15 protein-coding genes are annotated in these 24,797 nt (G+C 33.3%); 10 read left to right on the plus strand and 5 right to left on the minus strand.

What is annotated here, in order from left to right; translation table 11 throughout:
- Positions 1-69 precede the first annotated feature (69 nt).
- The 4 genes from B4A23_RS12890 to B4A23_RS12905 form a co-directional block, all read right to left on the minus strand.
- Positions 70-2,874: an alpha-amylase family glycosyl hydrolase gene (locus B4A23_RS12890; RefSeq protein ID WP_291120627.1), complete on the minus strand. Its 2,805-nt coding sequence runs from the start codon at positions 2,872-2,874 to the stop codon at positions 70-72.
- A gap of 89 nt (positions 2,875-2,963) precedes the next feature.
- The gene (locus tag B4A23_RS12895) at positions 2,964-3,989 is read right to left on the minus strand and encodes a SusE domain-containing protein (protein WP_286512331.1); all 1,026 of its coding nucleotides are present in this window, start codon (positions 3,987-3,989) and stop codon (positions 2,964-2,966) included.
- Position 3,990: 1 nt separating this feature from the next.
- On the minus strand, positions 3,991-5,613 hold the full coding sequence (locus tag B4A23_RS12900; protein ID WP_286512329.1) for a RagB/SusD family nutrient uptake outer membrane protein: 1,623 nt from the start codon (positions 5,611-5,613) through the stop codon (positions 3,991-3,993).
- Between the two features lie 12 nt (positions 5,614-5,625).
- The gene (locus B4A23_RS12905) at positions 5,626-8,556 is read right to left on the minus strand and encodes a SusC/RagA family TonB-linked outer membrane protein (RefSeq protein WP_291120631.1); all 2,931 of its coding nucleotides are present in this window, start codon (positions 8,554-8,556) and stop codon (positions 5,626-5,628) included.
- A gap of 224 nt (positions 8,557-8,780) precedes the next feature.
- On the opposite strand from B4A23_RS12905, the gene B4A23_RS12910 reads away from it, so the two are divergent.
- The 5 genes from B4A23_RS12910 to B4A23_RS12930 all read left to right on the plus strand — a co-directional run bounded on the left by B4A23_RS12910 (position 8,781) and on the right by B4A23_RS12930 (position 16,493).
- Complete coding sequence (locus B4A23_RS12910; protein WP_286479187.1) at positions 8,781-9,800, plus strand: LacI family DNA-binding transcriptional regulator; 1,020 nt, start codon at positions 8,781-8,783, stop codon at positions 9,798-9,800.
- Positions 9,801-9,962: 162 nt separating this feature from the next.
- Positions 9,963-11,309 carry an MFS transporter gene (locus B4A23_RS12915; protein WP_291120634.1) on the plus strand — a complete coding sequence of 449 codons (1,347 nt, stop codon included), beginning with the start codon at positions 9,963-9,965 and terminating at the stop codon, positions 11,307-11,309.
- A 5-nt stretch (positions 11,310-11,314) separates the two neighbouring features.
- Positions 11,315-11,971 carry a beta-phosphoglucomutase gene (gene pgmB / locus B4A23_RS12920; RefSeq protein ID WP_180905799.1) on the plus strand — a complete coding sequence of 219 codons (657 nt, stop codon included), beginning with the start codon at positions 11,315-11,317 and terminating at the stop codon, positions 11,969-11,971.
- 27 nt (positions 11,972-11,998) lie between these two features.
- Positions 11,999-14,296: a glycoside hydrolase family 65 protein gene (locus B4A23_RS12925; protein WP_291120637.1), complete on the plus strand. Its 2,298-nt coding sequence runs from the start codon at positions 11,999-12,001 to the stop codon at positions 14,294-14,296.
- Between the two features lie 343 nt (positions 14,297-14,639).
- On the plus strand, positions 14,640-16,493 hold the full coding sequence (locus B4A23_RS12930; protein ID WP_291120639.1) for a glycoside hydrolase family 13 protein: 1,854 nt from the start codon (positions 14,640-14,642) through the stop codon (positions 16,491-16,493).
- A gap of 6 nt (positions 16,494-16,499) precedes the next feature.
- Here the strand turns inward: B4A23_RS12930 and B4A23_RS12935 are convergent, their stop codons facing one another.
- Positions 16,500-16,631, minus strand: coding sequence for a hypothetical protein (locus B4A23_RS12935; protein WP_286501037.1), 132 nt, complete (start codon positions 16,629-16,631; stop codon positions 16,500-16,502).
- Between the two features lie 131 nt (positions 16,632-16,762).
- Here B4A23_RS12935 and B4A23_RS12940 point away from each other — a divergent pair, with 131 nt between their 5' ends.
- The 5 genes from B4A23_RS12940 to B4A23_RS12960 all read left to right on the plus strand — a co-directional run bounded on the left by B4A23_RS12940 (position 16,763) and on the right by B4A23_RS12960 (position 24,747).
- Entirely contained in the window at positions 16,763-18,940 is a 2,178-nt protein-coding gene (locus B4A23_RS12940; RefSeq protein ID WP_291120642.1) for a glycoside hydrolase family 97 protein, read from the plus strand.
- A 315-nt stretch (positions 18,941-19,255) separates the two neighbouring features.
- Complete coding sequence (locus tag B4A23_RS12945) at positions 19,256-20,911, plus strand: alpha-amylase family glycosyl hydrolase (protein ID WP_291120644.1); 1,656 nt, start codon at positions 19,256-19,258, stop codon at positions 20,909-20,911.
- 25 nt (positions 20,912-20,936) lie between these two features.
- Complete coding sequence (locus B4A23_RS12950) at positions 20,937-22,325, plus strand: alpha-amylase family glycosyl hydrolase (protein ID WP_291120646.1); 1,389 nt, start codon at positions 20,937-20,939, stop codon at positions 22,323-22,325.
- Between the two features lie 79 nt (positions 22,326-22,404).
- Entirely contained in the window at positions 22,405-23,016 is a 612-nt protein-coding gene (locus B4A23_RS12955) for a PepSY-like domain-containing protein (protein WP_291120648.1), read from the plus strand.
- A 129-nt stretch (positions 23,017-23,145) separates the two neighbouring features.
- Complete coding sequence (locus B4A23_RS12960; protein WP_291120650.1) at positions 23,146-24,747, plus strand: class I SAM-dependent methyltransferase; 1,602 nt, start codon at positions 23,146-23,148, stop codon at positions 24,745-24,747.
- The last annotated feature ends 50 nt before the right edge of the window (positions 24,748-24,797 follow it).

Here is a 24,797-nt window from a genome sequence, read left to right on the forward strand (position 1 = left end):
TATAGATTTTTCAACGATTTGAGAAAATGAAAAAGCCATTAAAACGAATTTTAATGGCTTTTTTAAAAATTAATTTTTAATCAGTTTGGCATACGATTTTCGATTTTTTGTTTCAATGTCAAGAATGTAAATACCTTTTGGTAATTCCTTGATGTTAAATTGATGTATCGCTGAATATTTTCCTGAAAATTCTTTGACCAGTTTTCCTGTTAAATCATAAATTTTTACTTTTTCTGAATTAATATTTAATGAAAAAGAGGAAGAAACTGGATTTGGAGTGATAGAAATTTTTTCTGAATTAATCTCAATATTGTCTGTTGATAAATTTGCTTTTGCATTCCCGAAAATTCTGAATTCACCTGGATTCAGATTAACTGTAAACGATGAATTTGTATTGGTTACATTCAGCGTTGTTTCGTCCATTAAATTGTACCAATTTCCTACAAATGGAAAAAGTGGCGCAATTGCTTGAGTACTTGTAGTGAAGTTTGCAATCACAATAACTTCATATAAATCAGACGATGATAATAAATTATTTGTAATCTGAATGCGAGGTTTTAAATCTCCAGATGTAATCGTATAATTATCAGTTTCGAAAACTTTGTTGTTTAATTTAAGTCCAATAATTTTAGACCAAACATCATAAACAGATTTTCTATCAGTATTTGTTAAATAACCAATTTCGCTTGGAATAGGTTTTGGATTGGTGCGACATCCGTCACTATTTGTACCATCTTCGCAATGATTAACCGAATAATCATATCCTAATTCTCCGAATTGCCACAACATTTTAGGACCAGGAATCGTAAACAAAACAGCACCCAGAGCTTTTTGTCTTTCTAAAGAAGTTTTTAAATCTTTTACATTATAAGTTCCTGATGATGCACCATATTGTAAATTTTTGTACATCATTCTTTCCTCATCATGACTTTCTGCGTAAGCAACCAAATGTTTTTTCGTAAAACCTTTTACAGTATGTTTCAACCAATCAAAGTTACTATCTGAAGCATATCCCATTGTATTCTGATTGAAATTGTTTGTCGCTTTTCCCCAAAGCATAATTCCTTTCCCTTCGTTAATGCGATAATTCGCCCATTCTGTTTCTTCTTGCGCTGATCCATTATTTCCTAAATGCTCAAAAATGATGTAAGAATTTGGGTCAATTGTCCATTGCATATCAGCATATTTTTTTAAAATTGCTACACGATCAGCTTGATATCCGTTTGTACAAGTTTCATCAGAAGGCGTACAATTTTGTGTAAATCCTTTTGTTAAATCCCATCTAAAACCATCAATTTTGAACTCTTCAATCCAATGTTTTAATGTACGTTGCACATAATTTTGAGTTGGCGTTAGTTGATGATTCAAGTCGTAACCAACGTTGTAACTATGTTTTGCGGTTTGATTAACGTAAGGATTTGTAGCTGTTGGTTCTCCATAACCATCTCCATCAGGATCATTCATCCACATTCTAACCAACGGAGAACGACCATAAACGTGATTTAAAGCAACATCTAAAATGATTGAAATTCCATTTTGATGACACAAATCGATGAATTCTTTCATCTTATTTGCTGGTCCGTAAGCTTTGTCCAAAGCAAGATGATAGGCTGTATTATAACCCCAAGAAATATTTCCTTCAAACTCCATGACAGGCATCACTTCGATAGCGTTGATGTTTAATTTTTTGAAATAATCAAAATCATCAATTAAAGATTGCCATGTTTTTGTCGAATTGAAATCACGAATTAATAATTCGTAAATCATCAAATTCTCTTTATTTGGTCGAGCAAAATTGGAAACTTTCCAATTGTATTTTGCTTGATTTGTTTGTAAAACCGAAACTTCAAATTGTTGTCCAGTAGGATATACAGGCATATTTGGGTAAGTTACTGCGGTAATATACGGATCGTCATAAGGCGATAAAACTAAAGTCGAATAAGGATCGGCAGTTTTGATTCCATCACTTGTACGATATTGAAACGTATAAATTTCACCAGCTTTAAGATTAGATAATTCTATCCAATATAAATCTTTGTTAGTCGTGTCACGATTCATTACATATTGATCAGAAAGTTGCCAATTATTGAAACTTCCAATTACATGAATAAATTCTTTTTGTGGTGCATACAAAACCAAATATGCTTTTGAAAAATCATTAGCCAAATAATTAATTCCTTCTTGCAAATTGGTCGGAATTGCTACATCTTTCACTGTTGGTTTGATATTAACTGTAAAAGATTTGCTTATTGTTTGACCATTAAAAGTAGCATTCAACATATAATTTTGATTTTGTGAAATGGTATAATTTTTATCAAAAGATGTTGAATTACTCAAAGCATCAATTTGAGTTCCGTTGGTAGTTAATGTCCAATTAGCAGATTTTGTAGCTGTCGCTTTGATGTTAAAACTTGATCCTGAAGAAACATTTGTAATTGAATTTTCTAGTGGATTAGCTAAAGTAACTTTGAAAGAACCTACCGAAATAGAAAGATCCGTAGTTTGTTGTTTTCCATCTGCACTTCTAAAAACAATATTTATTGCAGTAATATTTTTAGAAGTATCAACTCCATAGAATTGATAAATAGATGTAGGAATTTCTAATTTATAGGTTGATCCAGAAACGAAATTTAATTTGGGTTGAGTCGTATTATTTCCCCAACTTCCTATTACATTTTCCCATTGTTTTCCATCGATAGTTACGCCTGTATGCGCATAAATATCTCCCGAATAATTGGCAAGACCTGTTCCTGTTTTATCAAAGTTTATCACAACAGCTTGGTTTGCTTCGGGCGGTGAAGGAGCTGTTGTAATTTGTGATTTGGTAAAAGATATTACCATTAAAAGCATCAAAATAGATAGAATGTTTTTCATGTTTTGTGTGGTTTTAGAAAAAAAGCCATTAAAAAACGTAATTGAATTTTAATGGCTTTTAAAAAATTAATTGTTGATGAGAAAAAATTTTATTGAGCTTCTACTGTATAAGTTTTCTTCGTGAAATTAGCTGTGATTTTATATTTTCCAGCTTTTATTTTGATGTTAGCTCCGTCTTTATCTGTTAGCTCACCTGCGTTGCTTGTACCACCATAGTTTGTTCCCCAATCATTATTTAAACGGAATTTAAATTCTCCATCTTTTAATGTTGTAGTAATAGTCCACGCATCTAAAGCACCATCATAAGATAATTTTTGATCTGGACCATCCCATCCGTTTGCTGTAGCGTCACCTACTAATCCCCAAGAATATTTATCTAATTTATAAGTTAGATTTGTTAAGTCCATAGTTATCTTGTAAGTACCAGCATCTACTGCGATGTTTTTACCTCCTTTTTCAAGTTTTCCATTAGATCCACCATAATCTAGCTCCCATTTGTTGTCTTGACGGAATTTGATTTCACCACCTTTTAAATCTGTGTACGCTACAAATACATTTGTAACATCAGTTTTCCAAAATTGAACATCTGGCCCGTCCCAACCGTTAGGAGTAGCAGAACCAACAACACCCCAATTTGTAGATAAATCTGTTGGATATGGCGTTATTTTCAATATATTGACATTAGAAATTAATTGTTGAGAACCAGGAGTACCAACTGTAGAAACAATACGATATTCTATCTCTCCTTCTTTAAAAGGTTCTAATCCTAAAGCAATAACCGCTAAATTCAATTCTTTTACGGTAACATCAGCAGTTAATGTTGAAGTTGAAGTAAGAACTTGATGATTTTTAAAATTATCTCCTTTTATATCAATTTGTAATTCATATTTAGGAGGAGTATTTGTTCCATAATTTGCAGCACTCCAATTAAACGTCATTGCTGTATTTGTAGCATTTTCTTCTAATAATTCAATTGTTGATGAAGCAGGCGTTTCTACTTTCGGTGCAACAAAAGTTGAAGGATCTAATTTGATGATATCTTCATCATCGTTACATGCGCTTAAGGCAAAAATACTCGCACAAGCTAACGAAATATATTTTATAAAATTTTTCATCTTAATAACCTGGATTTTGAGTTAAGTTAGAGTTTACAGCTAAAGCATTAAATGGAATTGGGTAGATATTTCTGTGAGCATCAACATTCATTCCGTTTGCAATTCCACCTTTGAAAGGCCAGTTGTAATTATTTGTGAATCGATTGAAACGAATAAGATCCGTTCTACGAGTTCCTTCCCAATACATTTCGCGAGAACGTTCTGCTAAAATGAAGTCTAAATTAATAGAGGTTACATTTCCAGATGTATTTCCGTAAGCACGCTCGCGCAATTTATTTATATAAGTTAAGGCAACACCAGTGTCTCCACCTCCTCTCAAAGCAGCTTCTGCATAGTTAAGATACATTTCTGCAACACGGAAAATTGGAATATCTACATCTGCATGTTCTCCAGTATCGTTGTTACCATTTTTACCATCAGATTTTTTGTTTGAGAATTTTGTAATAGCATATCCTTGTTTAAACTCAGAAACAGTTTCGATTTCGAAAGTTTGTCCATCAGAATGAAACATTGCACGTTTATCTTTCCATGCAGTTGGATTGCCGGCAGAATTACTTTGAGAAACCGCACTTGAAAATTGGTTTACTAATGCTTTTGTAGTACGAGGACCTCCCCAACCACCATTTACACCGAAATCTGCAGGAGCCATAGTGCCACCAATTTTTGATTTTACAATAAATGTTGCTCCACCATAAGTTGTAGAATAACGACCATCAAAATTGATTGCAAAAATATTTTCGTTTTGCGCTCCATTTGTATCATTATCGGCTAAGAATAATTCGTCGTATGCAGAACCGTTATTGTTTTTGTCAACAGTGTTTAAAACATATCCTGATTCGATTGCTTTTTTAGAATATTCTGCAGCTTCTTTGTATTTGTTTTGATTAACATATACTTCAGAATTTAAATACAAGCGAGATAATAATGCATAAGCTGCAACTTTATCTACTCGTCCATATTCGTTTGTTCTTGCATCTGCTAATTGAGTTTCTAGATCTTTTAATTCAGATTCTACAAAAGTATAAATCTCTTGGCGATTGCTTTGTTTTGGTAATTCTAATGATATTTTTGTAACCAAAGGAACATTTGCATATAAATCCATTAAATTGTAATATGCATAAGCACGAATAAAGCGAGCTTCAGCAACAAATTTTTTCACTTCTGCATCAGTTTCTGCTAATTTTTCTGCTTTTTCAATAAAAGAGTTAGAGAAAGAAACGGTTTGTGCTAAACGAAAGTACATTGCTTCTACGAAAGGATTACTTGCTCCCCAATCCATTGCGTGTAAGTTTGGTAATCCAGCATCTCCCCAACCCACAATTGCTTCGTCAGTTGTTAATTCATTTAAATAAAACATCAAACGTGTATATTGAGAAGTACCTTCGTCAACTCCAACAATATCAGGTTGACCTGCAGGACCTTCTTGTCCTGTAAGAGAAAGAGAAGCGTAAATTTTACCTAACGCAGCTTTTGCTTCTTGAGGATTAGAAAAAACTTGATTTTCTGTTACCATATCAGGATCAATTGGATCTAAATTCAAATCATCATGGCAAGATGTTAAGGTGAATAATGAAAAGATTCCAATTAATGCTATTTTGTTAATATTGAATATGTTTAATTTCATTTTTATACTTTTTTAGAAGTTAACATTTAAACCAAAGACGAATGTTCTTGGTCTTGGATAAAAGTTTCTATCGATTCCGTCAAAAACTTCTGGATCGATTCCGTCATAGTTTGTAAATAAAGCAACATTCTGAACAGCTCCGTAAAGACGAACATCCATTCCTTTTATTGCTTGTTTTAGATTGTAACCTAATGTAATGTTATCAATTCTAAGGAAAGATCCATCTTCGATGTAATGGTCACTTGTTAAGTTTGTTGCAGTAATAGCAGAAAAACCTGTATTGTAATAATCTCTGTGTACATTAGATAAATACCCTTGTCCATTACCAGTTGCTTTAGCTAAATAACCTTTTGCAGATGCCACGTTGTTGTAAACATAGTTTCCGATACTTGCACGAGCTGTTGCAGATAGATCCCAGTTCTTGTATCTAAATCTTGTATTGAAACCCATTGTTACATCAGCAAATGGACTTTTGTGTAAGTAACGATCGTCTTCGTTGATAACACCATCATTATTCAAATCTGCATAAGCACCTTCGATAGGTTTTCCATTTGCATCATAAATTTGTTTGTAAACTAAATATGAAAATGGTGTATGACCTTCTTTGTGAACTTGAATATTGATTCCTGTTCCTCCATCAATTCCTCCAACATAATTGTCATTTTTTAGGTTGACAATTTTATTGTCGTTGTAGGCGATGTTGTAGCCTAATGACCAATCAAAATCTTTTGATTTGATGATATCAGCATTGATGCTAAATTCAACACCTTTATTCTCCATATCTCCAATATTTTGTTTGATTTTATTAGAGAAATTGGTAAACTGATCTACATAAACTTCGGCAATTAAGTCTTTTGTTTTCTTTTGATAAATATCTAAACTACCGTAAATTCTATTTTTGAATAAGGCATAATCAATACCAATATTTAAGGTGTTGGAAATTTCCCACTTCAAGTTTGGATTAACTTTTTCTGGACGATAAACTTGGTAGAATTTATCTCCAAATTGATATTGCGCTGATGACAAACTTTGTGTATATCGTGTTAAGAATAAATAATCTTCTAAACCATTTACGTTACCAACTTGTCCGTAACCAACACGTAATTTTAAATCACTAAGTGTAGAATTTCCTTTCAAGAATTCTTCGTTTGCTACATTCCAAGCAAAAGCTGCAGAAGGGAAATATCCCCAACGATCATTTGGATTTAATTTTGAAGAAGCATCTGCACGTAATGTTGCTGTTAAGATATAGCGATTATCGTAGTTATAATTAATACGTCCGTAGTAAGATAATAATACACTTTCATATTTGTCTACAACTGCTGCAATTTGACCAATTTCAGCTTTCTCTGAATCGAAAGAGAATTTATCAAAACCAAATTTTTGATATCCGTAACCAGCAACAGCATTTAATGTTGATAAACCAAAAGATTTATTATACGTTAAATAAGCATCTAATAATTTGTTCGAGAATTCGTTGCTGAAGTTAGAATAAGAACCATCCCATTTTGTATTTTTACTTGGTAACGCATAATTTGTTACTTTTCTGCCATTCGCGTTTGTGATATCATAACCAACATTTACAGTAGCAGTTAAATCTGGTAAGAAATGTAATTTATAATCCATTTTTGCATTTCCAGCAAAACGTCTTGTTTCTGAAGTATCGCTAACTTCGTTCAACAAAGCGATTGGATTATTTGGAGTTAAATCTCTTAAGAAATATTGTCCGTCAATTAATTGTGTATAAACATTGTATCCTTGCCAAGAATTGATTCCGCTTGAGTAAACAGATTGAGTAGGATCAAACTCTAAAGCTGCTCCAATAGCATCTCTATTTGCAAAAATATTTTCGATATATGAACCACGTGCATTCACTTCAAATTTTAAATGATCATCCAAGAAAGAAGGATTAAGATTAACACTTAAAGTTGTGCGGTTAATATTATCTCCTTTTAAGATACCATCTTGATTTGTATTAGAAATAGAAAAACGAGAAGGCATAAAATCACCTATTTTACCAACTGCACTAAAATTGTGATCGAAACCAACAGCTGTTTTGTAGATTAATTTTTGCCAATCAGTATTTGTATTTCCTAATTTTGCAATATCATCAGCAGTTCCGTGTTGATTTACAAGAGCTCTAAATTCGTCTCCATTCATCAAATCAACCATTTTGATAGGGTCATATACAGAAGTTGTAGAGTTGTAGCTGTATTTGAATTGCTTCCCTTTTCCTTTCTTAGTTGTAATTAAAACAACACCATTCGCAGCACGAGAACCATAAATAGCAGTTGCAGAAGCATCTTTCAAAATAGTCATCGTCTCGATGTCGTTAGGATTTAAGAAATCTAATGGATTACGAGATCCTCCAATTTTTTCATCCGAAATAGGTAAGCCGTCAATAACATATAAAGGCTCTCGGTTTAAGGAAATAGAACTATTTCCTCGAATTAAGATTTTTTGATCATCACCAGGAGCTCCACCGCTAGATGTTACCACAACACCAGCAATTTTACCTGTCATTAATTCTTGCGCAGAAGTGATTGATCCTTTGTTGAAATCTTCTGAATTTAATTGATTTACAGAACCTGTAACATCTTCTTTTTTTGCTGTACCATATCCAATTACAACAACTTCTTTCAAGTTTTCTGTCGTTTTAGACATACGAAGTTGTAATTGCGTTTGTCCCGCAAAAGTTATTTCTTGATCGTCATAACCAAAAAAACTGATAACAATTATATCACCATCGTTCGCTTCTAATGTAAAATTTCCTTTTTCATCAGAAACTGTCGATTCTCCTGTTGTGATGTTCGAAACATCTGCACCAGCTAAAACCGTGTTATTAGCGCTATCTTGTACTGTTCCTTTTATCGCAGTTTGTGCAGATAAAATAGCAGGGCTTGATAAAACTAATGCTAGAAGAGATTGTTTTAAAATCCTCATATATTTTTCGTTTTGTTTCGTTAATTATTAATTTATATTTTTACTTCTCATTACCAAATGTAAGTCGTTTAATTGATTGATTGTGTATGTAATACACCGACTAGTTAAACGAAAACGTTTTCGTGTTAATAAATAATTAAATTAATTGTTAGTGCATGTTAATTTTTAATAAAAAAGGCGGAAATTAGTAGAATAAGATTGATGGTTAAGGTAGAAAGAAGATTATGAAAAAGAATTTGACATTAAAACAGATTGCAAAAGAGTTAGATGTTTCGATATCAACGGTTTCTAAAGCGTTGAAAAATAGCGAAGAGATTAGTGCTGCAACGAAACAAAAGATTCAAGCATTTGCAAAATTATATAACTACAAACCGAATAATATTGCATTAAGTCTAAAGAATCGCAAAACGAAAACCATTGCCGTAATTATTCCCGAAATCGTTCACGATTTTTTCGCAATGGTAATTAGTGGGATCGAAAATTTAGCAAATCAATATGGTTATAATGTATTAATTTGTTTGTCAAACGAGTCGTACGAACGCGAAGTGATTAATATGGAGATGCTTGCGGCGGGTAGTATAGATGGATTTGTAATCTCTCTTTCGAAAGAAACTCAAGCCAAAAAAGATTATCATCATATCAAAGAAATTATCAACCAAGGAATGCCAGTTGTGATGTTCGATCGTGTAACACGCGAGGTTTATACTGATAAAGTGATTATTGATGACGTACTTGCGACACAAGAAGCAATTCAATATTTTATAAGTAAAGGACGCAAGAAAATCGGCTTTATTACGACGCCAGATTATATAAGTGTCGGACGCTTGAGAACCGAAGGGTATAAAAGAACGTTAGAAGCGAATGGAATTGAAGTTGACGAAAACTTGATTTTGCGTGTAGAAGACGAGAGTCAGTTGGACACTATGATTGATGAATTTTTTGAAAAAAATAAATTTGACGCTGTAATGGCAGTAAACGAATTATATGCTGTAAAAGTGTTGAGAGCTGCATTGAAAAAAGGAATCAAAGTGCCAGAAGAGTTACATTTAATTGCTTTTACAGATGGTGTAATTTCCAAGAACTCAATTCCAAGCATTTCAACAGTCAAACAAAATGCATTCAAAATGGGTGAGATTGCAGCGCGTTTATTGATTCAAAAATTAGAGTCAGAAAACGAACATGAACATTACATTACCGAAGTTGTCGGAACTGAATTATTACACCGAGAAACTACAACGATTTAGTAAGTTTTTTTTGGTTAAATAATTGTTACAGTTGCAATAATCCCAAAAAAAAGTTTTAACATTGTAAACAAATCAAAACATATTTTTACTTCTCAAATTACAAAAATATAGTTTTGATAAGCATAAAACGCTTATCGTAAAATACATAAAAAAATTACGATAATGGGAAAGCGTAGATTAGGATTTCTTGAAATCTGGAATTTAAGTTTCGGATATCTAGGAGTTCAAATGGGTTTCGCATTGCAAAACGCAAATGCGAGCCGTATTCTAAGTTCATTTGGTGCCGATGTGCACGAATTGTCTTGGTTTTGGATTGTTGCACCGTTAATGGGATTGATTGTTCAGCCTATTATTGGTCATTATTCAGATAATACTTGGTCTAAGTTTGGACGAAGAAAACCATACTTTTTAGTAGGAGCTTTATTGGCTTCTTTCGGATTAATCTTAATGCCACAAGCAGGTGCATTTACGGCATTGATGCCTGCATTATGGATGGGTGCTGGATTCTTGATGATAATGGATGCTTCATTCAATATTGCCATGGAACCGATGCGTGCATTTGTAGCAGATATGTTGCCTTCGGATCAACGTACATTAGGATATTCAATTCAAACTGTAATTATTGGTTTAGGAGCTGTTGTCGGTTCGTGGTTACCTTATATTTTGAGCAACTGGTTTGGTGTATCAAGTGTTGCCGCGGAAGGAGAAGTTCCGTTTCACTTAATTTTATCTTTCATTATTGGAGCAATTGCAATTATTGTAACCGTTTTAATCACCATTTTTACAACAAAAGAATATTCGCCAGAAGAATTAGATGCTTTCGAAAAAGCAGAAGGTAGAGAACCAATTGTTGAAGAAAAAGCAAGCTTAACACAGATTTTTACTGATTTTGGAAATATGCCAAAAACGATGAAACAATTAGGTTTGGTACAATTCTTTACGTGGTTTGCATTATTCGGTATGTGGGTATTCGCTACGCCAGCTATTGCTCATCATGTTTATGGTTTACCATTGAGTGATACACATTCAGAAACATATCAAAAAGCAGGAGACTGGGTTGGAATTATCTTCGGAGTTTACAACGGTATTTCTGCAATTTTCGCTTTCTTTTTACCTGCAATCGCCTTAAAGTTTGGACGAAAAACTACACACGCTATTTCATTGGTTTGTGGAGGGTTAGGATTAATTTCAATCTATTTTATTCACGATCCAAAATTATTAATCCTTTCCATGATCGGAGTAGGAATCGCTTGGGCAAGTATCTTATCGATGCCTTATGCAATTTTAGCGGGAGCAATTCCAGCGAAAAAAATGGGTGTTTACATGGGAATTTTTAATTTCTTCATTTGTATGCCTCAAATCATTAACGCTCTTTTGGGCGGTCCAATTGTAAAATATTTATATCACGATAATCCAATCTATGCCATTGTTACCAGTGGTGTTGCGCTAATTATTGCAGCACTTTTTGTAACGCGTGTAAAAGATGTGGATGAACCAATCAAAGCATAATCATTTTGAAAACTAAAGCATTTATTTTTGATTTAGATGGTGTCATCGTCGACACTGCAAAGTACCATTATTTAGCATGGAAAAAATTAGCGAATAATCTAAATATCGATTTTACGCACGAACACAACGAATTGTTGAAAGGTGTTTCTCGTGTGAGATCATTAGAAATTATTCTTGGATTGGGAAATGTTGAAGCTTCTGATGAGCAGAAAAACGAATGGTTAGTTCAGAAGAACAAAGAATATTTAGAATACATCGATAAGATGGATGATTCTGAAATTTTACCAGGCGTTATGAAAGTTTTAAACTTTCTAAAAGAAAACAATCAACCAATCATTTTGGGATCGGCTTCTAAAAATGCGCGTCCAATTTTAGAGAAAGTTAATATTCTAAATTATTTCGATGATATCGTGGACGGAAACGATGTTTCTAATGCAAAACCAGATCCAGAAGTTTTTATTGTAGGAGCCAAAAAAGCGAATCAAACGAATGAAAATTCAATTGTATTTGAAGATTCTGTTGCAGGAATTGAAGCAGCAAATGTTGCAGGAATGACAAGCATCGGAATTGGAGAATCTTCGGTTTTGAATGAAGCAAAATACAACTTTAATAATTTTACTGAAATCTCAACAGATTTCTTGGTCGAATTAATCAATCAATAATTATACAAACTACATACAACAAACAAAATGAATCAAGATTATATCATCCCGAATGCGTGGTCAATTATCGAAGAAGGGTTTGAAAAAGATCGTGTAAAATCGTCTGAAAGTTTATTTTCTATCGGAAATGGAGCAATGGGGCAACGTGCTAATTTCGAAGAATTTTATTCGGGCGATACATTTCAAGGAAGCTATATTGCCGGTGTTTATTATCCTGACAAAACAAAAGTGGGATGGTGGAAAAACGGTTATCCAGAGTATTTTGCAAAAGTATTAAATGCGCCAGTTTGGATTGGAATTGACATCGAAATTAACGGTGAAAAATTTGATTTAAACACTTGTAAAGAAGTTAAAAATTTCCGTCGCGAATTGAACATGAAAGAAGGTTTATTGGATCGTTCATTTATGGCAATTTTACCTTCCGGATTAGAAATTGAGGTTTTTGTTCGACGTTTTCTTTCTGCTGATTTAGATGAATTAGGAGCAATTAAATATGATATCAAACCAATCAATGGTGATGCAAAAATTGTCTTCAAACCTTATGTTGATGCAGCTGTAAAAAACGAAGATGCAAACTGGGAAGAGATTTTTTGGGAACCAATTTCTTCTGAAATTAAAGGTGAACAAGGTTTCGTGCAAGCGCGTACGTTCAAAACTCATTTTGAAGTCGTAACATTTATGCAGAATAAAATCTTAATAAATGGAAGTTATCAACAAATCGCGCTAACAAACGCTGTTAAAACTGAAACAAAAGTAGAATTTACATACGAAGTTGAGGTGAAAGCGAATGATACAGCAACAATTGAGAAATTTGGAGGTTATGTAGTTTCGACAAATCATCCTAAAAATGAATTAATTAAGGCTGCCGAAAATGTATTGTCTCAAGCAAATGAACAAGGTTATGAACAATTGTTAATAAACCAAAAAGAAGCTTGGGCGAAGATTTGGGAAATGGCTGATATCACGATAGATGGTGATACGAAAGCGCAACAAGGTATTCGTTTTAACATTTTTCAATTAAATCAAACGTATTCTGGAAAAGATGCACGTTTAAATATCGGTCCAAAAGGCTTTACAGGAGAGAAATACGGAGGTTCTACATATTGGGACACAGAAGCATATTGTTTACCATTTTATATGGTGACAAAAAATCAAGAAGTTGCGCGAAACTTATTAATGTATCGTTTTAATCAATTGGATAAAGCGATTGAAAATGGAGAAAAATTAGGTTTCAACAAAGGTGCAGCTTTGTATCCGATGGTTACGATGAATGGTGAAGAATGTCACAACGAATGGGAAATTACATTCGAGGAAATTCATCGAAATGGAGCGATTGCATTTGCGATTTACAATTATGTTCGTTTTACGGGAGATCAAACCTACATTCCAGAGGCTGGTTTAGAAGTTTTATTAGGAATTGCACGTTTTTGGAAACAACGTGTGAATTGGTCAAACGATAAAAAACAATATGTGATGTTAGGTGTTACGGGACCTAACGAATATGAAAATAACGTTAACAACAATTTCCATTCAAATTATTGTGCACAATGGTGCATGAATTATTTGTTGGAACAAGTTGAAAACGTCAAAACAAATTATCCAGAGGATTTTGCTCGAATTGCTGCAAAGAGAAATATTACTGATGCAGAATTAGCAGAGATGAAAGAGGTTGCGGCGAATATTTATTTTCCTTTCAGCGTAGAATTAGGAATCTATTTACAGCAAGATGGTTTCTTGGATAAGGATTTAACACCTGTTTCTGAATTACCAAAAGAAGAACGTCCAATTAATCAAAAATGGTCGTGGGACAGAATTTTACGCTCGGCTTATATCAAACAAGCAGACGTTTTACAATCGTTCTATTATTTTGAAGATCAATTTTCGAAAGATCAATTAGAAAAACATTTTGATTTTTACGAACCATTAACGGTTCACGAATCATCTTTATCGCCTTGTGTTCACTCTATCCAAGCGGCAACGTTAGGAAGAATGGAACAAGCATATACATTTTATTTGAGAACTTCTCGTTTAGATTTAGACGATTATAACAAAGAAGTTCACGAAGGATTGCACATCACATCTATGGCTGGAACTTGGATGTCGATCGTAGAAGGATTTGGTGGAATGCGTGTCAAAAACGATCAATTGTATTTTGAGCCACGTTTACCACAACAATGGGAAGGATTTTCATTCAAAATAAATTTCCGTCATCAAATCCTAAAAGTTATTGTAAATAAAGGAGAAACAACATTTGAATTAGAAGGAACAGAACCTTTAGAGGTTTATGTTTTCGACCAGAAAGTAGTTGTTCAGCCTTCGATTTAATAAAGGGAATCTAATACCTTGAAGGCTTCGGTTTTCAGGGTATTTTTATTTAGAGTAGTAGATTTTAAGTTCTACGTTCTAAGTTTATTCTGAAAACGTATTTAAAAAAAGTCATCCTGAATTCATTTCAGGATCACATAAAGCAGAGAATGAGAAGCTGAAACAAGTTCAGCTTGACAGAGCATTTCAGGATCGCATGAAGTAGAGAATGAGAAGCTGGAACAAATTCAGCTCGGCAGAGAATTAAAAAGGCTCTTCGATAAACTTAGAATGACAATTTCATTAATGTAGTAAAGTAAATGTCATTCCGACGAATGGAGGAATCTAAAAAAAAACAAAGCACATGAAAAAAATACTATTATTATCATCTTTCCTATCAACATTTGCGTTTGCTCAAATTCAAAAAGTTGAGCCAATGTTTTGGTGGAAAGGAATGAAAAATCCAGAAGTTCAAATTCTGGTTTATGGAAAAGATATTAGTAAATACAATATTGAATTATCGGATAATGTAAAAATTCAAAATTTACAGAAAACTGAAAATCCAAATTATGTTTTTGTAACGATTAATACGAATGAAGTAAACAAATCATCGTTCAAAATTAACATCAAAAACAAAAATAAAATTGTCGATTCGTATACGTACGAGTTAAAAAATCGTCAACCAAATTCTGCAAATCGTTCATCTTTTACGTCAAAAGATATGGTGTATTTGATCATGCCAGATCGTTTCGCAAATGGTGATGAAAGCAATGATTCGAAGAAAGAGTTAACAGATAAAGCGAATCGTTCTATTCCAGATGGTCGTCATGGTGGGGATTTGCGAGGAATTATTAACAATTTAGATTATTTACAAAATCTTGGCGCAACAGCGGTTTGGTTAACACCTGTTAATGAAGATAATGAAAAACAACATTCCTATCACGGTTATGCACAAACTGATTTGTATAAGATTGATGGACGTTACGGAAGCAATGAAGATTATCGCGAATTATCACAAAAATTAAATCAACGAGGAATGATGTTGATTCAAGATTATGTGACAAATCATTGGGGAATTTCGCATTGGATGATTCAGGATTTACCTTCACAAGATTGGATTCACAAATTTCCTGGAGGAAAAGATGGTTTCCGTCGTTCCAATTATCGTACAACAACTCAATTTGATAAAAACGCTGCAGAAGTAGATAAAAAAGAAGCGTTGAATGGTTGGTTTGATTATACAATGCCAGATATGAATCAATCAAATCCGTTGGTGTTAAATTATCTGACACAAAATGCAATTTGGTGGATAGAATATGCAGAATTAGGAGGAATGCGTGTTGATACATATCCGTACAATGACAAAGAAGGAATGGCGAAATGGGTGAAAGCAATTACGACAGAATATCCAAATTTCAATGTTGTTGGAGAAGCTTGGATGCACTCACCTGCGCATATTTCGTATTGGCAAAAAGATTCTAAAATTGCTGAAATAGACAATTATAACTCGTATTTACCTTCGGTAATGGATTTTCCATTGTTTTCAGAATTACCAAAAGCGATCAAGGAGGAAGAATCGTGGGACAAAGGGATGATTAAATTGTACAATTCATTTACCAATGATTTCTTGTATCCAAATGTCAACAATATGTTTGTGTTTATGGAAAATCATGATACAGAGCGTTGGAACGAAATTATGAATGGAGATGTGAATGATTATAAACTTGGTTTGTCATTAATCTCGACTGTCCGTGGAATTCCTCAAGTATATTACGGTTCTGAAATCGGGATGCGAGGAGATAAAAGTAAAGGTGATGCGGCAATTCGACAAGATTTTCCTGGTGGTTGGAAATCAGATAAACAATCGGCTTTTACAAATGAAGGAAGAACTACGGAGCAAAAAACGTTTCACGATTTTACAGCAAAACTTTTCAATTGGCGAAAAAATAAAGAAGTTATTCATTCAGGGAAAACAAAACATTACATGCCACAGAGTAATGTTTATGTGTATTTCAGATACAATGAAAACGAATCTGTAATGGTTATTTTGAATGCAAATCCAGAAAAACAAACGTTCAAATTAGATCGTTTTGCAGAATCATTAAACGGATTTACTTCTGGAAAAGATATTATTTCGGACAAAGTTTTACCAATCCATACAAATGGAGAAATCACAATAGATGGTAAATCTTCGATGATCATTGAACTTAAAAAGTAGTAAGTTTCACGTCACTTCGAGTAAATTTTCGAAATGTAATGGAGAAAATTTGTATCGAGAAGTAAGATGTGAATATTCGTCTAATTTCTCGATATAATTCTTATCAGAATCACTCGAAATGACGAATGAAACAGTCATCCTGAATTTATTTCAGGATCACATAAAGTAGAGGATGAGAAGCTGAAACAAGTTCAGCTTGACAAGTAATTTATAGCTTTTAAGCATTAGGCGTAAAGCATATAACAGACAATAAAACAAAAACAAGAAATATGAAAAACTTTAAGTTTATACTGGGGTTAGGAATCGCGATGATGAATATGGTTTATGGACAAGAGTTGAAATCTCCAAACGGAAATTTTGTGATGGATTTTTCTTTGTCTAAAGATGGAAAACCTACTTATCAGTTAAAGTACAAAGGTAAAGATGTTGTAAAACCAAGTCATTTAGGTTTTGAGTTTAAAACAAAACACAAAGAAATGGATTTTGCAGTGCAAGATCGAGTAGAAGATGAACGCGCAAAAGACATCGCTAACTTTTTATCAGGTTTCAAAATTATTGATACTAAAACATCAACTTTTGATGAAACTTGGAAACCAGTTTGGGGAGAAGTAGACAAAATCAGAAATAATTTCAACGAATTAGCGGTGACGGTTTCTCAACCAAATACAGATAGACAAATGATTATTCGTTTTCGTTTGTTTAATGAAGGTTTAGGTTTCCGTTACGAGTTTCCAGAACAAAAGAATTTGAAATATTTTGTCATCAAAGAAGAGCATTCGCAATTCGCAATGGCGGGAGATCATACAGCTTTTTGGATTCCTGGTGATTACGATACGCAAGAATACGATTACACAGAATCTAAATTATCGGAAATTAGAGGATTATTTGATAAAGCTTATATTGGAAATGCATCTCAACAAGCTTTTTCAAAAACAGGTGTACAAACAGCTTTGATGATGAAAGCAACAAATGGACTTTACATCAATTTACACGAAGCAGCGTTGATTAATTATCCTGCAATGAGTTTAAATTTAGATGATAAAACATTAACGTTTGAATCTTGGTTGACTCCTGATGCTTTGGGTGATAAAGGTTATTTACAGGCACCTTTCAATACGCCTTGGCGTACAATTATTGCGAGTGATGATGCACGAGAAGTTGCTTTCAAAGGTCCGCAATTGGTTTATAATTTAAATGAACCTTCAAAAATTAAAGATACTTCTTGGATCAAACCTGTAAAATACGTTGGTGTTTGGTGGGAAATGATTACAGGAAAAAGTTCTTGGGCATATACAGATGATTTTCCAACAGTACAATTAGGTGTAACCGATTATAAAAATGCGAAACCAAACGGAAAACATGGAGCAAATAATGAACATGTAAAAGAGTACATTGATTTTGCTGCAGAAAACGGATTTGATGCTGTTTTAGTTGAAGGTTGGAACGAAGGTTGGGAAGATTGGTTCGGTAATCACAAAGATTATGTGTTCGATTTTGTAACGCCTTATCCAGATTTTGATGTAAAAATGTTAAACGCTTACGCAAAATCAAAAGGTGTAAAAATTATGATGCACCACGAAACTTCGGGTTCTATTCGTAATTATGAAAGACATTTGGATAAAGCCTATAAATTCATGAATGATAACGGTTATACATCTGTAAAAAGTGGATATGTAGGTGATATCGTTCCTCGTGGAGATTATCATTACAGCCAAAATACGATTAATCATTATCAATATGCAATCGAAAAAGCGGCAGAATATAAAATTATGGTTAATGCACACGAAGCAGTTCGTCCTACAGGAGTTGCGCGTACATGGCCAAATTTAATCGGAAACGAATCTGCGCGTGGAACAGAATACCAAGCTTTTGGAGGTTCTAAACCAAATCACGTAACGATTTTACCTTTCACGCGTCTTTTAGGTGGACCAATGGATTACACGCCTGGTATTTTCGAAATGGATGTGAAAAAATTAAACCCAAACAATCATTCTCACGTTAATTCTACGATTGCAAATCAGTTGGCTTTATATGTGACAATGTATTCACCTTTGCAAATGGCTGCTGATATTATCGAGCATTACAAACAATTTTCTGATGCATTTCAATTCATCAAAGATGTACCTGTAGATTGGCAAGATTCTAACTATTTAGAAGCTGAACCAGGAAGATATTTAACCATTGTACGTAAGGACAAAAACTCGAACAATTGGTTTGTTGGAAATGTAAATGGAGAAACGCCTCGTTCAACGAAAATAAAATTAGATTTCTTAGATAAAGGGAAAAAATACGAAGCGAAAATCTATGCTGATGCAAAAGATGCGCATTACAAAACAAATCCACAAGCCTATAAAATCGAAACAAAAAAGGTTGATTCAAAATCTGTGTTAGATTTAACATCTCAAGCTGGAGGAGGTTTTGCAATCAGTATCAAAGAAATCAAGTAAGTTCTATTTATACGTTTTAAGTTTATTCTGAAAACGTATTTAAAAATGGCATTAAATCTATGACGTAAATAAAATTTAATAAGTGAAGAGGAAAAATGATTTAATGAGCGATAGCGAATTTTTAAATCATTCTCGAAACGGCTTAAATTTTTAGTTAAATAGATTTACCGCCTTGACTTTTTTGATTCGTTTTTGTGTCAAGACAAAAATGAATATGATTGTAGAAAGTCATCCTGAATTCATTTCATGATGACATAAAGTAGAATGAAAAGCTGAAATTAATTCAGTTTCTTATTAAATCATAAAAACATAATTATGAAAAAAATACTTTTCACGTTAGGAATAGCTTCATTGTTTTTAAGTTCTTGTTCAAAAACAACAATACAAGCTACGCAGGCAAATCATTCAGAAAAACAACCATTTGTTTGGAATGGTGCAAATATTTATTTTTTGTTGACCGATCGTTTCGAGAATGGAGATAAAAAGAATGATGTCAACTATGGAAGAACTGCTGAAACGTCTAAATTAAGAGGTTTTGAAGGAGGAGATTTTCGTGGAGTAATCAATAAAATAGAAGATAATTATTTTTCAGATTTAGGAGTTAATGCGATTTGGATGACACCAATTGTAGAGCAAATTCACGGTTTTGTAGATGAAGGACAAGGAAAAACATATGGATTTCATGGTTATTGGACAAAAGATTGGACGTCGATTGATAAAAACTGGGGAACTGAAAAAGAGTTGCAAGAATTGGTTGATAAAGCGCATGCGAAAGGTATTCGTATTATGTTGGATGCGGTGATTAATCACACAGGTCCAGTCACAAATTCGGACGGTGTTTTTCCAGCTGATTGGGTTCGTGTTTCTCCACAATGTACCTATGAGTCTTACAAAACGACGATAGAATGTACGTTGGTGAAAAATCTTCCAGACGTTTTAACGGAATCAGAAAATGATGTGATGTTGCCTCCGCAATTGTTAGCAAAATGGTCGCAAGAAGGTCGTTTGGACAAAGAAGTTGCTGAATTGAATGCTTTTTTCGCGAAATATAATCTTCCAAAAGCACCGAAATATTACATTATGAAATGGCTTTCAGACTATATTCGTAAGTATGGAATTGATGGTTATCGTGTCGATACGGTGAAACATACGGAAGAAAATGTTTGGAAGAAATTCGAGGAAATTTGTCAAGATGCGTTTGCTGAATATAAAGCGAATAATCCTACAAAAGTATTGGATCAAAACAAGTTTTTCTTGTTAGGAGAAGTTTATGGATATTCAATTAATGATGGTCAACAATATAATTTTCCTGATAAAACAGTTAATTATTTCGAGAATGGATTTGATGCATTAATCAATTTCGATTTGCGTTCAACTCAAAAAGAATCCAATCAAACGGTTTTTGATCGATACAATGATATTCTTCAAAACAAGATGAAAGGAAAGTCTGTGATGAGCTACATTACATCGCACGATGATGGTTCGCCTTTTGATAAAGATCGTCAAAATCCTTGGAACGCAGGAACTCGATTGTTGTTGGCGCCAGGAATTTCGCAAATTTATTATGGAGACGAAACGGCTCGTCCGTTAGAGGTTGAAGGTGTTGATGGAGATGCAAATCTTCGTTCGAATATGAATTGGGAAGATATTAAACCAAATTCAGAAACGGAATTATTATTGAATCATTACCAAAAATTAGGACAATTTAGACGAAATCATCCAGCGGTTGGAGCAGGAAATCAAACAGATTTGCAAAATTCTCCGTATATTTTTACAAGAAAATATAAGACAGACGAAGTGGTGATTGGTTTGGAAATGCCAATTGGTGAAAACACAATTAATGTAAGTTCTGTTTGGAAAGATGGTACCAAAGTTCGCGATGCTTATTCAGGTTTTTCTGGAAAAGTTGTGAACGGAAATTTAGAATTGAATACGACTTCCAATATTGTATTATTGGAAAAAGTGAATTAGTTTTTTGAGAAGTAATAGAAGAAAAATGATAAAAAAAATAGTTGGTTTAACCTTGATGACAACTTTGTTTTTAACAAGTTGTGAAAGCAAAAAGGAAACAAAGTCAGAAGACGTTAAAACTGAAAGGAAAGAACAAAGTATTTTGCCTTTTACGGCTGATATGGCAGAAACTTCTGTGATTTATGAAGTGAATGTTCGTCAGTTTTCACCAGAAGGAACTTTTGCGGCGGTAACAAAAGAGATTTCTAATATCAAGAAATTAGGTGTTAAAATCCTTTGGATTATGCCTATTTATCCAATTGGAGAAGAAAATCGAAAAGAAGGTTTAGGTTCGTATTATTCGATCAAAGATTATAGAGGAATCAATCCAGAATTTGGAAATGCCGAAGATTTCAAGAAATTAGTTGATGAAGCGCACAAAAACGGAATATATGTGATTTTGGATTGGGTTGCGAATCACACGGCTTGGGATCATCCTTGGGTAAAACAACATCCCGATTGGTACGAACAAGATAAGAACGGGAAAATGCATTCTCCTTACGATTGGTCGGATGTTGTGGCGCTAAATTTCGATAACAAAGAAATGCGCAAACAGATGATTGCCGATATGAAATATTGGTTAGATGATTTCAAAATTGATGGTTTCCGTTGTGATATGGCGCACGAAGTTCCGACAGATTTTTGGAATGAAGCAAAACCACAATTGGCAAATGGTCGTGAAATTTTTATGTTAGGTGAAACAGAGAAGCCTGATTTGTTAGCAAATAATGCATTCGATGCCGCTTATGGTTGGGAAATTCATCATATCATGAATGATATTGCAAAAGGTAAGAAAAACGTTTCTGCGATTGATGCGTACATGGATTCGATTCCGAAAAAATGGCAAGCCGATGATTATAAATTATTGTTCACATCAAATCATGACGAAAATTCTTGGGCTGGAACTGAATATGAAAGAATGGGTGATGCGGTGGAAACATTTGCTGCATTAACATATACTTTACCAGGAATTCCGTTGATTTATAATGGACAAGAAGAAGATTTTAATCGTCGTTTAAAATTCTTTGTTAAAGATTCTATTGATCGTAATCCAACTTCAAAAATGCGTGGCGTTTACGAAAAGTTAGGAGAACTTAAAATCACAAATGAAGCGTTTAATGGAGCGAAAAAAGCAGCTTCTTACGAACGTTTGAAAACATCTGATGATAAATCTATCTTAGCGTTCAAGCGTCAAAAAAATACGACAGAAGCTTATTTTATTGCGAATTTTACGAAAACAAATAAAGAAATTACAGTTCCAATCAATGGGGTGTACAAAAACTTTATGAACAACGAAGATGTCACATTTGATGCAACAACAAAACTGAAATTAAAACCTTGGGAGTACCTGATTTTAGTTCAGAAGAAAAAATAAATTCTTAAAAGCTGGTTAAATTTTTAACCAGTTTTTTTTATGGTATAATGCTTGTTGATAAACGTTTAAAATCCAAATCATGAGAAAAATAATTTTATCAACAACCGCCATTTTAAGTTTAGTTTTATCTTCGTGCGAATCGAAGAAAACAGAAAACACAGAAGTAGAAACAAGTAAAACAGAAGTTGCAGAGCAGCCAATTGTTTCGGAAAACGATATTGCAAATAAGCCTGAATCATCTACATCAGCTAATTCTTATATGGTTTTGCAAGATAATGGTCAACAAAAAACGGTAAATATTGACCCGAATGAAACCGTTATTTCAGCAAATAATTTGCCTGTTAATGCACAAAATTTTGTTTCAAAAAACTTTGGTAATATGGAGTTCGTGAATGCGATAAAAGAAGTTGAACGCAATATCACAACATATAATATTCAATTGAAAGACGGAACAAAAATAGAATTTACAGATAATGGAGATTGGAAGGAGGTGAAAAATGGTCTAGGAAAAGCGATTCCGATTAAATTTTTTCCAGATAATATTCAAAAATATCTTCAAACTAAATATCCTAAAATTGATGCGAAATCAATTGAAATGGATACAAAAGATAAAGAAATAAAAGTAGAATTGTTACAAAATAATGTCGATTTAAAATTTGATCTGAATGGTAATTTTATCAAAATTGATTAATCACATAAATCAAAAACCTTATCAATAGATGAGGTTTTTTTTAATTTCTTATTTTTAAAATTTTACAATAACCTTCACATCAACTTTTCGCAATTTTCAATATATTTATAGTAGAAAAAATCAACCAAAATGGATAAAAAATATTTGAGATCGCTAATTTTTAGACATCTCGATGGTTTGGTAACGGCTCCTGTATTGAGCGCTTTGGCTAAAAAAGGAGCTTTGCATTACATTGTCGAGCACAAAACTATACAGTTAGAAGAATTGACAAAAGAATTTCAGGCAAACGAAGGTTATCTAAATGTTGCTTTGCGTGTATTGGCTTCGCAGAATATGTTAGAATATTCGGTGGACAATGCGAAAGATAATGTCGAAATTCAAACCAATAAATATTCGGATCGCGCATTTACTAATATTGATATTTACCATGATTTAGCTGTTTTTTTGGCAGAAAATGAGGTAATCAATCAACATGATTTTTCGGATGAGTTTTGTAAAAAATGGATCAAATTATTTGATAAATATAAAACTTATTTGATGACTGCTGATGACGAAGAGTTTCTTGAAAAACCTTTGCATTATCAAATTACCAAACATATCGAAGGCGTTTTAGTTGGACCAATTATTGTGCGAATGGGAATGAGCGGTTTGTTTCATAAATACTTTATGGAAGCCTCTTTCAATCCAGATGAATTTCACAAAAATCCACAAACTTTCGAAAAAATATTGGAAAGATTAACCGAATTAGGTTGGTTTACTAAACACGAAAAAAACTATAAATTCACTGAAATAGGATTGTTTTTTGCGCGTCGTGCAACATCGTATGGTGTTACAGTTTCTTATTTACCAATGTTTGCAAAGTTGAATGATTTACTTTTCGGTTCGCCAACAAAATTGCGTGAAATTACCGATGGTGAAGATGAGCAACATGTGAATCGCGAAATGAATGTTTGGGGTAGTGGAGGAGCGCATTCCACTTATTTCAAAGTGATTGATGAGTTTATTGTAGATATTTTTAATCGTCCGATAGAAGAGCAACCGAAAGGGATTTTGGATATGGGATGTGGAAATGGAGCGCTTTTGCAACATTTGTATGATGTCATAGAACGTCAAACCTTACGCGGAAAACATCTAGACGAATATCCGATTTTCTTGGTTGGTGCAGATTATAATCAAGCAGCATTGAAAGTGACGCGTGCCAATTTAATTAAAAATGATATTTGGGCAAAAGTGATTTGGGGCGATATTGGCGATCCAGATCGTTTGGCAACGGATTTGAAAAATGATTATTCAATAGAGTTGAGTGATTTATTAAATATCCGAACATTTTTAGATCATAATCGAATTTGGGAAGATGTAAAAGATGTCAAAACAAATCGAATTAGTGCTTCTACAGGAGCTTTTGCGTTTAGAGGAAAACGATTATCAAACAATGATGTGGAACAAAACTTATTGAATCATCTTAAAAAATGGGCGCCTTATTTAGATAAATTTGGATTGTTGTTGATCGAATTACATACGATTTCTCCAGATTTAACGGCGAAGAATTTAGGAAATACGCCTGCAACAGCGTATGATGCGACGCATGGATTCTCGGATCAATATATTGTGGAAGTAGATGTTTTTCATCGTATTTGTCAAGAAACTGGTTTGGTTCCAGATAAAACATTATTCAAAAAATATCCAAACAACGAATTGGCAACTGTTAGTATTAATCTTTTGAAACGATAATATTTAAAAAATATATTAAATCAAAAAAAAGCTCAGCAATTGCTGAGCTT

Source organism: Empedobacter sp. UBA7248 (assembly GCF_002472945.1).
Lineage (GTDB): Bacteria > Bacteroidota > Bacteroidia > Flavobacteriales > Weeksellaceae > Empedobacter > Empedobacter falsenii_C.